Raw genomic sequence first — 10989 nt, 5'->3', positions numbered from 1 at the left:
GCGCGCGGCCTGTACGAACCTGGGTTCGGCAGCCCGCGCGCGTGACTTTGCAAGGCCCCGGTTCGGCGGCCTGCGGGAGGCACGAGCAGGAGCCCCGGGTCGGCGGGTCGCGCGAGGTATCAGCGGGACCCCTTTCGGCGGCCCGCGCGGAATCTGCACGAGCCCTCGTTCGGCGGGCCCGGTGGGTTTTCGTCAGCTCTGGAGCAGGATTACGGCCGACTCGCCGGGTACGTGCAGCACCCCGTCGGCGCCCGGGGCCCGCACCGGCTCCCACGCGGCCAGTACACGGGCCTCGCGGGGGCCCAGCGGGATGGCCGCCGGTTCCTTCGCGAGGTTCACCGCGACCCGCACGTCACCGCGGCGGAAGGCGATCCAGCGGTCCTGCTCGTCGTAGGCGACCTTGATGTCGCCGAGGTCGGGGTCGGTGAGGTCGGCCTGTTCGTGGCGCAGGGCGATGAGACGCCGGTACCAGTCGAGCACGCGCGCGTGGGGCTCGCGTTCCGGCTCGCTCCAGTCGAGGCAGGAACGGTCCCGGGTCGCCGGGTCCTGCGGGTCCGGCACGTCCTCCTCGGCCCAGCCGTGCGCCGCGAACTCCCGCCGTCGGCCCCGCCGTACCGCCTCGGCGAGCTCCGGGTCGGTGTGGTCGGTGAAGAACTGCCAGGGCGTCCCCGCCGCCCACTCCTCGCCCATGAACAGCATCGGAGTGAAGGGCGCCGTCAGCACGAACGCGGCCGCGCAGGCCAGCAGGCCGGGGGAGAGGGTGGCGGACAGACGGTCGCCCTGGGCTCGGTTGCCGACCTGGTCGTGCGTCTGGGTGTAGCCCAGCAGCCGGTGCGCGGCCACGCGCGTGGTGTCCAGCGGGCGCCCGTGACGGCGTCCGCGGAAGCTCGAGTACGTGCCGTCGTGGAAGTAGCCGCTGGTGAGCGTCTTGGCGACCGCGGCCAGCGGCGCGCGCCCGAAGTCGGTGTAGTAGCCCTGTGCCTCGCCGGTCAGCGCGGTGTGCAGGGCGTGGTGGAAGTCGTCGTTCCACTGCGCGTCCAGCCCGAGGCCGCCCTCCGCGCGCGGGGTGATCAGCCGCGGGTCGTTCAGGTCGGACTCGGCGATCAGGAACAGCGGGCGTCCCAGATCGCCCGAGAGGGCGTCCACGGCCGTCGACAGCTCCTCCAGGAAGTGGCACGCGCGCGTGTCCGCCAGCGCGTGCACCGCGTCCAGCCGCAACCCGTCGATCCGGTAGTCCCGCAGCCAGGACAGGGCACTGTCCACCAGATACGTCCGCACCTCGTCCGACCCGGGCGCGTCCAGGTTCACGGCGGAACCCCACGGGGTGTGGTGCGTGTCCGTGAAGTACGGCCCGAACGCCGGCAGGTAGTTGCCCGACGGCCCCAGATGGTTGTGCACGACGTCCAGGACCACCCCGAGTCCCAGCTCGTGCGCCCGGTCGACGAACCGTTTCAGCCCCTCGGGCCCGCCGTACGGCTCGTGCACGGCCCACAGCGAGACGCCCTCGTACCCCCAGCCGTGCCGCCCCGGGAAGGGGCACAGCGGCATCAACTCGACGTGGGTGACACCCAGTTCGACGAGATGGCCGAGCCGCTCGGCGGCGGCGTCCAGGGTGCCCTCACGGGTGTACGTGCCCACGTGCAGCTCGTAGAGCACGGCGCCCGGCAGCGGCCGTCCGGCCCACTCGGAGCGCCACGCGTACCGGCCCTGGTCGACGACCGCGCTCAGCCCGTCCGGGCCGTCCGGCTGGCGGCGCGAGCGCGGGTCGGGCAGCACGGGACCGTCGTCCAGCGCGAACCCGTAGCGCGAGCCGTCCCGTGCGTCGGCCTCGCCCCGCCACCAACCCTCCCGCTCCGGATCGCGCTCCAACGCGCGCGTGGCGCCGTCGCAATGGAGCGTCACACGGCCGGCCTGCGGTGCCCACACCTCGAACTGCACGGACGGTTCTCCTCAGTCTGCTCACCGTGATGTAGCTCGTCCATGGTGCTTCAAACGAGATCAGCGCGCTTTCGAATCCTCCCTTTCCCCGCCGGTGTCGCGGGATACGCGCGCGTGGCGGCCGTTTTCTCGTTTTCTGGACACCCGGGGTTCACTGACCGACAATCACCAACGTGACGTCGTCCTTCGAGTTCAACACGTACCCCGCGCGACTGTCCGACGCGGAGCGCGACAAGGCGCTGAAGGTGCTTCGGGACGGCGTCGCCATGGGGCGGCTCTCGCACGACACGTTCATCCGCCGCATGGAGCTGGCGCTCGCCGCCCGCCGCTCCGACGAACTCGTGGCCCTCACCGCTGACCTGCCCCAGGAGAGCCGCCTGGCGCGCCTGGTCTTCGGCAGCGTGGAGGCCGTCTCCGGCTTCACCGTACGGCTGCGCAGGGCCTGGCAGGCCGAGCGGCTGCCCAAGCTGCTGCTCCCGCACCCGGCGGGCGGCCACCCGCTGCGCATCGGACGGGATCCGGCCAACGGACTGCGGCTGACCCACGAGACGGTGTCCCGCGTGCACGCCGAACTGAGCCGCCAGGGCGGCATGTGGGTGCTGCGGGACCTCGGCTCCACCAACGGCACCACGGTCAACGGACGGCGGGTCATCGGCGCCGCCGTGGTCCGCGAGGGCGACCAGGTCGGCTTCGGGCGGATGTCGTTCCGGCTCGCCGTCGACTGAGCCATCCCTTAGCTTTGGCCTGAGCATGACACGGCGTTGAGCTGCTGTGATGGCTCAAATCCCTTTCCTCTCCGCGGTGTTGACGTACCCCTCAAGTCGTGACTGACTGTGCGTACGTCATGCACGTCAGGTGAACCGACGGCACAGCATCGGGGAGGTGTGCCCTGCCGCCCCTCCTGCGCTATCCGACCGTCGACGAGCTCGGCGCGCGGGCGGCGGCACTCGTCGCCCGTCGCCCCCGTGACGCCCGTCTGCGCCGCGTCGGCACCTCCCGGGCCGGCACCCCCATGTGGCTGCTTTCCGTCGGTCACGGCAGCCGTCAGGCCCTCGTGGTCGCCGGTCCGCACGCCAACGAACCCGTCGGCGGCGCCACCGCGCTGCGGCTGGCCGAACGGGCCCTGGCCGACCCGCGGTTCACCGAGGGCGCCGACGCCACCTGGAACCTGCTGCTCTGTCTCGACCCGGACGGCCTGCGCCGCAACGAGGGCTGGCTGTCGGGCCCGTACACCCTCGGCCGGTACTTCCGGAACTTCTTCCGGCCCGGCTTCCACGAGCAGCCCGAATGGCTGCCCGCCGGAGCGGCGGCCGCCGCCCTGCCGGAGACCCGCACCCTGCTCGACCTCCAGGACGAGCTGCGGCCCTTTCTGCAGTGCTCGCTGCACGGCGTCGACGTCGGCGGCGGCTTCGTCGAGCTCACCCGCGACCTGCCCGGCCTCGCCCAGCGCGTCGCGCACACCGCGGCCCGCCTCGGCATCCCGCGCGAACTGGGGCCGTACGACACCCTGTACTGGCCCAACATCGGTCCGGCCGTCTACCGCATCCCGCCGCCCCGGCCCGGCGACCTGGCCGCCGCCATCACCGAGGCCGCCGTCGAGTCGACCTGGTACCACCCGCACCGGTACGGCACGGTCACGGCCGTCGTCGAGGCCCCCATGTGGGGCGTGGCCGCCGTCGAGGACGGCTCCCCGCCCGCCGACCGCACCGCCGTGCTGCGCACGGTCAGCCACACCCTGCGACGCGACGCGCAACTGCTGGAGCGGCTCCTGGCGCGGCTGCGCCCGTACACGGCGGGCGCGCCGGACGCCGCCCGCCTGCTCGCCCCGGTGGACGACTATTTACTGGTCTGCCCCGGTCTCGCCGACACCTGGGACCCCGACATCGCCGACGGGACGCGCCCGCTCCCGCCGCTGAGCACCGCCCATCTGGCCGCCCTGCGCATCGCCGGCCGGCGGCTCGCCCTGCGCACGGCGGGGCTGCTGCACCAGCTCGTCACCGGCGCCGGGCGCGATCCGGCCGGGGTGCTGCCCGACCTGGACCGGCTCATCGGCGAGTGGTGCGCCGACTACCTCGACGGCTGCGGGGCCCGCTGGATCCCGGTCGCGCGTCAGGTCGAGTACCAGTCGCGCGTCGTCCTGCACGCCTTCGAACTCGCCGAGCGGTACGCGCCCGCGTGCTCCCGTTCGGGTGAGCCGGGCTGGGGTTCCGGGGCCGCCGTGCCGATGCATCTGGAATGACGATCAGCACCACAGCGAAAGCGGTACGCGGCGCCCTGCTGGCGGCCGCGCTGTTCCTCGCCGCCGCGCCCCAGGTCCAGGCGGCCCCCGGCCCACGCCTGCCGGGCAACTGGCTCTACCTCACCGTCACCAAGGGCGACTCCCGCTCCAGCGACACCCGGGGCACCCTGCTGCTGTGCGATCCGCCCCAGGGACACGCGCGCGCGGCCGAGGCGTGCGCCGAGCTGACGGCGGTCGACGGCGACATCGGCGCGCTCCCGGCCAGGGACGTGATGTGCCCGATGGTCTACGCGCCGGTCACCGTGCACGCGCGGGGACAGTGGAGCGGCCGGGAGGTCGAGTACGTCCAGACCTTCCCCAACGGATGCGCCCTCGGGGCGCGCACGGGGGAGGTGTTCGCGCTCGACGGGTGACGCGCGCGGTGTGCCGCGGGCCGCAGTGCTCACGCGCGCGCGTGAGCGCCGTTTCTCAGGCCGTACCGTCGCGCGCGTGCAGGGCGGCCGCCACCACCGTGCGGGACTGGTGCTCGACCTGGTGCTCCAGGGGCACCCAGCGGGCCCGGAAGCGCTCGGCGAAGGAGTCGCTCCAGGTCGACACCAGCCGCTCCAGGTGCGGTGCCGCCCGGTCGTCGGTCTCCCGCAGGACCCGCAGCAGCATCGCCGCGGCCCGCAACGGCAGCCGCCGTCCGAACGCGTCCACGCTCCCGACGTACGCCATGGTGTCGTCGGCGGGCGGGGTGTGCATCCAGTCCGCGGCCAGCCCCGGAACCAGCTCCAGCGCCCACCTCGCGGCCCGCAGCAGCGGACCGTCGACGCCCTCCAGGCGGGGCAGCGCGTCGGTGAGCACCCGCTCCACCTCCAGCCCGTCCCGCAGCAGCCGGCGCGCCAGCCGGCGTATCGCGGCGGCCGGCGCGGGATGCGGCGCCGGGTCGTCCACCAGGTCGCTCGCCCACATCGGCACCTCGACGACCGCGGTCAGGCCGCCGTAGCGGTGGGTGTGGTACCAGGTGCTCTGCCGTGCGTCGTCCGGCATGCTCGGGTACGCGGCCCCCGCGCCCGGCGACGGCATCACATGCACCCCGGGCCCGGACGCGGACCAGCCCGCGGCGTCCGAGGCGCCCGTCTCCACCGGGATGTGCAGCTGTGCGGCGGACTTGGCGAACGGCTCGGCGAGCCCCGGGATGTCCTTCGTCAGCTGCACCCAGCTGCCGCCCAGGTCGGTCCCGTGCAGCGTCACCTGGAGGTAGGGCCGCACTTCGTCTATGACCCGGGTCAGTGCCCGAGTCTCGGGTGGCAGGCGGTGCGGCGGCAGCACCGCGGGTGACCACTCCGGCTGCTCCTCGGCGGCCGGCCGGAAGAAGCCGAGGTGGTAGTCGAGCAGGCTGCGCGGCGCCGGGGTGACGTGCAGGCTCGCGCCGTCGGGGTCGGCGCAGAGCAGGAAGTGCCAGGAGGTGTCGGTGCGCAACTCCCGTTCCCGTACCACCCGTTCGGCCAGGGCGAGGAGGGTGGAGCCGCCGGTCGGCTCGTTGGCGTGGGCGCCGGCGACGACCAGTACGGCCCGTCGGGCATGGCCCACGGACAGCAGGTGCAGGGGGCGCCCGGCGCGGGAGACACCCACCTGTCTCAGGGTGCACAAGGTGGGCCGATGGGTGGCCAACGCCCTCGCGGACGAGACGAGTTGGGGCACGGTGGGGTAACGCAGCTGCGGCAGGAGACTCACCCCCGTCACGTCCGCCTGGCTTCGCAATCCGCAGTACCCCACGGTCTCCGCCCGCTGTCAAGGTCGCCTCGGGGGAGCCTCCAGGGGGCGCCCAGATGCATGTGCCGCCAGCCGTAACAACCGTGACCGCCGACGGGGGCGCGCAGCGGTGACGGGTCGTATGTACACACGTACGTACGCCGGCCTCGAACGGCGGGCCGCAGCGCGCCGCCCGGCGCAAGGGCACACACACGCGCCGGCTCCCCATACGTCCGCACGCGCCGCTTCCCTGTGTACACCCCGGGAGCGCACGCGGGCGCGAGCGGGGCGCCCGGAGAACACCACGGCGCACGACGGCGGAGCGCACGCCCGGCGTGAAGTTCGCGATACGCGCCCCGGCGCCCTCCCGCCCCTGGGCCTCCGACCCGCGGTCCCCGGGTCCTCAGTCGGAGTCCGTCCGCTCCAGCAGCGCCACCGGCAACCGTGCGAAAAGCTCCTCCACGCGTGCGTGCCCCGTGAACTCCCGCTCCGCAGCCAAAACGTCCGCCCAGCGTCCCGGCGGCAGCGGCAGCACCGTGTCCTGCCAGCCGCCGGCCTCCGCGAGCCGCAGCGACAGGCGGGTCACCGCCGTGACGGCTTCCCCGGAGCGCGCGAAGGCCAGACAGTGCTCCGCCGCGGGGCCCTGCGCGGCGAGCGGCGTGTAGGTCGCCGCTTCCCCGAAGGCGCCGGGCCGCCGGGCGCGCAGCCCGAGGGCGGCCGCCGTCAGCGCGCCCTTGTCGCCGGGGGCGTCCGGCGGGAAGGACACCGGGCGACGGTTGTCCGGGTCGACGAGGGCCAGGTACTCGGCCTCCGTGCCCTGGTAGACGTCCGGCACGCCCGGCATCGTCAGGTGGACCAGGGCCGCGCCGAGCACGTTGGCCCGGATGTGCGGCTCCAGCGCCTCCCGCAGGGCGGTGACGTGCTCGCCGGGCACCCCGCACGGGCCCGCCGCGACGAACGCCGCCACCGCCTCCTCGTACGCCGGTTCCTGCTCGGTCCAGCTCGTGAACAGCCCCGCCTCGCGCACGTGCTTCAGCAGCGCCTGCCGCACCCGCTCCTCGTCCGCCGGACCGAGCCCGAACACCGTCTGCCAGGCCGCCCACGCCAGCTGCGCGTCCGGCACGCCCTCACCGGTGCGCGTCACCTCCGCCAGGACGTCCGCCCAGCGGCCGGGGCACTCGGTGAGCACCTCCAGCGCCGCCCGTACGTCGGCGCTGCGCTTGGTGTCGTGCGTGGAGAGCACCGTCCCGCTCGCCGGCCAGTCGCGCTGCACGCGCGCGCAGTACGCGTGGAACTCCTCCGGCGACAGCGCCGGACCGCCCGGATTCCCGCCCACCTCGTTCGCCGACAGCAGCGGCACATAACGGTAGAACGCGGTGTCCTCCACGGACTTGGCGCGCAGCGCGGACGCCGTCTGGGCGAACCGGGTGCGCAACTCGACGTACTCGGGACCCTCGCCGCCCCGCCCCAGCAGCAGGCCCCGGACCACGTCCACCGCGCCGGCCTCCTCCGGGACGACGAAGGCGAGCCGTGCCTCGGCCGCGGCCTCCTCGGTGAGCACGGAGGCGGCGTCACCGGAGGCGTAGGGCCGGTAGACCTCCAACCGCACCAGCAGCTCCGTCAGAGCCGTGCGCAGCGCCCACGGAGCCCGGTCGCGCAGTTGCGGGTCGGGCGAAGTGGCACACAGCCTGCTCGCCACCCGGGTCAGCCGGTCGACCTCGGCGGCCAGCTCGTGCGTGAGCACCTTGTACGCCGCCCGCCGTACCGTCGCCGCCCAGTCGCCGCCCCGGTCGGTCTGCGGGGCCGCGAACCGCCGGTACTGGCCGAGGAGTTCCCCGAAGCCCGCCGGGTCGGTGAACAGCCCGTCGACGTGCCGCAGGGCGTCGTACCCCGTGGTGCCCGCCACGGGCCAGGAGGCCGGCAGGTGCTCGCCGTCGGCGAGGATCTTCTCCACGACCGTCCAGCGGCCGTCGGTCGCCTCGTGCAGCCGCCGCAGATAGCCGTCCGGGTCGGCGAGCCCGTCCGGGTGGTCCACGCGCAGCCCGTCGACGACCCCCTCGTGCAGCAGCTGGAGGATCTTGTCGTGGGTGGCCTCGAAGACCTCCGGGTCCTCCACCCGCACCCCGATGAGCTCCGAGATGCTGAAGAAACGCCGGTAGTTGAGCTCGGTGCGGGCCAGCCGCCACCACACCGGGCGGTACCACTGGGCGTCCAGGAGCTGCGGCAGCGGCAGCTCCTCGGTGCCCTCGCGGAGCGGAAAGACATGGTCGTAGTAGCGCAGCACGTCCCCGTCGACGCGCAGCTCGCCGACGACCGAGCCGAGGGGTCCGCCCAGCACCGGCAGCAGCATCTGTCCGCCCTGCGCCTCCCAGTCGATGTCGAACCAGCGCGCGTACGGCGACTTCGGGCCCTCCCGCAGCACCTCCCACAGGGCGCGGTTGTGCCGCGGCGCCATCGCCATGTGGTTCGGCACGATGTCCACGACCAGCCCCAGCCCGTGCTCTCGCGCCGTGCGCGCCAGCGCGCGCAACCCCTCCTCACCCCCCAGTTCCTCCCGCACGCGCGCGTGGTCGACGACGTCGTACCCGTGCGCGGAGCCGGGCACGGCCTCGAGGACGGGGGAGAGATGCAGATGCGAGACGCCCAGCGAGGCCAGGTACGGCACCGCCGCCGCCGCTGCCGCGAACGGGAACTCGGGCTGCAGCTGCAGCCGGTAGGTGGCCGTGGGCACCGGGGGGAGGGGACGCTCAGGTGTCATGCAGAGCTACGTACCCCTCCCGCCGGCTTTCGTGTCATGGCGCCCGCCACGCGTGCGTGCCCGAGTCGCTCACACGGGCCGCTGCAGCACCGTCAGGCTCCGGTCGACCAGGGTCAGCCGGTCGCCGGCCTGCACCTTCGGGCCCGTGTCCGGCGGTACTCCGTCCGGGCGGGCGGTGTCGACCACCACCTGCCACTGCCGGCCGTGGTTGACCGGCACCACGAAGTCCAGCGTCTCGGGCGAGGCGTTGAACATCAGCAGGAACGAGTCGTCGGTGATCCGCTCCCCGCGCGCGCCGGGCTCGGAGATCGCGTTGCCGTTCAGGAACACGGTCAGTGCCGAGGCCTGCGCCGAGTCCCAGTCCTGCTGGGTCATCTCCCGGCCCTCGGGGGTGAACCAGGCGATGTCCGACAGCTCGTCGTGGGTGCCCTCCACCGGCCGCCCGTGGAAGAAGCGCCGTCTGCGCAGGACGGGGTGGTCCTTGCGCAGCCACACCATCGCGCGTGTGAAGGCCAGCAGCTGGGTGTCGAGCCCCTCGGAGTCCGGGTCGGGCCACCGCACCCAGGACAGCTCGTTGTCCTGGCAGTAGGCGTTGTTGTTGCCCTGCTGGGTGCGGGCGACCTCGTCCCCGTGGCTGATCATCGGCACACCCTGGGACAGCATCAGCGTGGCGACGAAGTTGCGCATCTGGCGGGCGCGCAGCTCCAGCACCGCCGGATCGTCGGTCTCGCCCTCCACCCCGCAGTTCCAGGAGCGGTTGTGGCTCTCGCCGTCCCGGTTGTCCTCGCCGTTGGCCCGGTTGTGCTTGTCGTTGTAGGACACCAGGTCGCGCAGGGTGAAGCCGTCGTGGCAGGTGACGAAGTTGATCGAGGCCAGCGGGCGCCGCCCGTCGTCCTGGTAGAGGTCCGAGGAGCCGGTCAGCCGGGACGCGAACTCGGCGAGCGCGCGCTGCTCACCCCGCCACAGGTCGCGTACCGTGTCGCGGTACTTGCCGTTCCACTCCGTCCACAGCGGGGGGAAATTGCCCACCTGGTAGCCGCCCTCGCCGACGTCCCAGGGCTCGGCGATCAGCTTCACCTGGGAGACCACCGGGTCCTGCTGCACCAGGTCGAAGAACGACGACAGCCGGTCCACCTCGTGGAACTGCCGCGCGAGGGTCGCCGCGAGGTCGAAGCGGAAGCCGTCGACGTGCATCTCGGTGACCCAGTACCGCAGCGAGTCCATGATCAGCTGCAGCACGTGCGGGGACCGCATGAGCAGGGAGTTCCCCGTCCCCGTGGTGTCCATGTAGTAGCGGGGATCGTCGGTCAGGCGGTAGTACTGCGGGTTGTCGATGCCCTTGAAGGACAGCGTGGGGCCCAGGTGGTTGCCCTCGGCGGTGTGGTTGTAGACCACGTCGAGGATGACCTCGATGCCGGCCTCGTGCAGCGCCCGGACCGCCGACTTGAACTCCAGGACCTGCTGGCCGCGGTCGCCCCAGGAGGCGTACGCGTTGTGCGGGGCGAAGAAACCGATCGTGTTGTAGCCCCAGTAGTTGTTCAGGCCCATGTCGACCAGCCGGTGGTCGTTCACGAACTGGTGCACCGGCATCAGCTCCAGCGTGGTGACGCCGAGCTCCACCAGGTGCTCGATGATCGCCGGGTGCGCGAGCCCGGCGTAGGTGCCGCGCAGCTCCTTCGGCAGCCCCGGGTGCCGCATGGTCAGGCCCTTCACATGGGCCTCGTAGATCACCGTCTCGTGGTAGCCGCGCCGCGGCCGGCGGTCGTCGCCCCAGTCGAAGTACGGGTTGACCACCACCGACGTCATGGTGTGCGGCGCCGAGTCCAGGTCGTTGCGCTCCTCGGGCGCGTCGAAGTGGTAGCCGTACACCTCCTCGCCCCAGCGGACCGAACCGCTGATCGCACGCGCGTACGGGTCGAGCAGCAGCTTCGCCGAGTTGCAGCGCAGTCCGCGTCCGGGTTCGTACGGCCCGTGCACCCGGAAGCCGTAACGCTGTCCGGGCATGATCCCGGGCACGTACGCGTGCCGTACGAACGCGTCGCTCTCGCGCAGTTCCACCGCCGTCTCCGAGCCGTCGTCGTGCAGCAGACACAGCTCTACTCGGTCCGCGGCCTCCGTGAAGACCGCGAAGTTGGTGCCGGCGCCGTCGTACGTGGCACCGAGCGGATACGCCTCGCCAGGCCAGACCTGCATGGATACGACTCTTTCAGGTGCAGAGCGCCCTCGTGGCGCCTTGGCGTCGAGTCTCCCCGAAACTGATGGAACCACCTATGACTTACGTCCCTCTTACCTCCCGACCAGTGCATAGGCGGTATGC

At 72.9% G+C, this 10989-nt stretch carries 7 protein-coding genes; 3 read left to right on the top strand and 4 right to left on the bottom strand.

The genetic code is table 11. The features are described 5' to 3' along the window. Positions 1–192: 192 nt before the first annotated feature. Positions 193–1938: a malto-oligosyltrehalose trehalohydrolase gene (treZ, locus tag ABZ453_RS23515; protein ID WP_359017295.1), complete on the bottom strand. Its 1746-nt coding sequence runs from the start codon at positions 1936–1938 to the stop codon at positions 193–195. Between the two features lie 173 nt (positions 1939–2111). On the opposite strand from treZ, the gene ABZ453_RS23510 reads away from it, so the two are divergent. From ABZ453_RS23510 to ABZ453_RS23500, 3 genes are all read left to right on the top strand, one after another. Continuing rightward, positions 2112–2663, top strand: a complete 552-nt coding sequence (locus ABZ453_RS23510) for a DUF1707 and FHA domain-containing protein (protein ID WP_359017293.1) — start codon at positions 2112–2114, stop codon at positions 2661–2663. Positions 2664–2827: 164 nt separating this feature from the next. Further along, positions 2828–4177, top strand: a complete 1350-nt coding sequence (locus ABZ453_RS23505) for a M14 family zinc carboxypeptidase (RefSeq protein ID WP_359017313.1) — start codon at positions 2828–2830, stop codon at positions 4175–4177. Continuing rightward, positions 4174–4590, top strand: coding sequence for an SSI family serine proteinase inhibitor (locus ABZ453_RS23500; RefSeq protein WP_359017291.1), 417 nt, complete (start codon positions 4174–4176; stop codon positions 4588–4590). The genes ABZ453_RS23505 and ABZ453_RS23500 overlap by 4 nt, the downstream gene beginning before the upstream one ends. 55 nt (positions 4591–4645) lie before the next feature. On the opposite strand, the gene ABZ453_RS23495 is transcribed toward ABZ453_RS23500, so the two are convergent. The 3 genes from ABZ453_RS23495 to glgX form a co-directional block, all read right to left on the bottom strand. Then, the gene (locus tag ABZ453_RS23495) at positions 4646–5896 is read right to left on the bottom strand and encodes a M14 family zinc carboxypeptidase (RefSeq protein WP_359017311.1); all 1251 of its coding nucleotides are present in this window, start codon (positions 5894–5896) and stop codon (positions 4646–4648) included. A gap of 421 nt (positions 5897–6317) precedes the next feature. Next, positions 6318–8672, bottom strand: coding sequence for a malto-oligosyltrehalose synthase (gene treY, locus ABZ453_RS23490; RefSeq protein ID WP_359017288.1), 2355 nt, complete (start codon positions 8670–8672; stop codon positions 6318–6320). A gap of 69 nt (positions 8673–8741) precedes the next feature. Next, positions 8742–10865: a glycogen debranching protein GlgX gene (gene glgX, locus ABZ453_RS23485; RefSeq protein WP_359017286.1), complete on the bottom strand. Its 2124-nt coding sequence runs from the start codon at positions 10863–10865 to the stop codon at positions 8742–8744. Positions 10866–10989: the final 124 nt, after the last annotated feature.

The organism is Streptomyces sp. NPDC005799, from assembly GCF_040630525.1.
Classification (GTDB): Bacteria; Actinomycetota; Actinomycetes; order Streptomycetales; family Streptomycetaceae; genus Streptomyces; species Streptomyces griseorubiginosus_B.
This window is presented reverse-complemented; position numbering and strand designations above follow the sequence as displayed.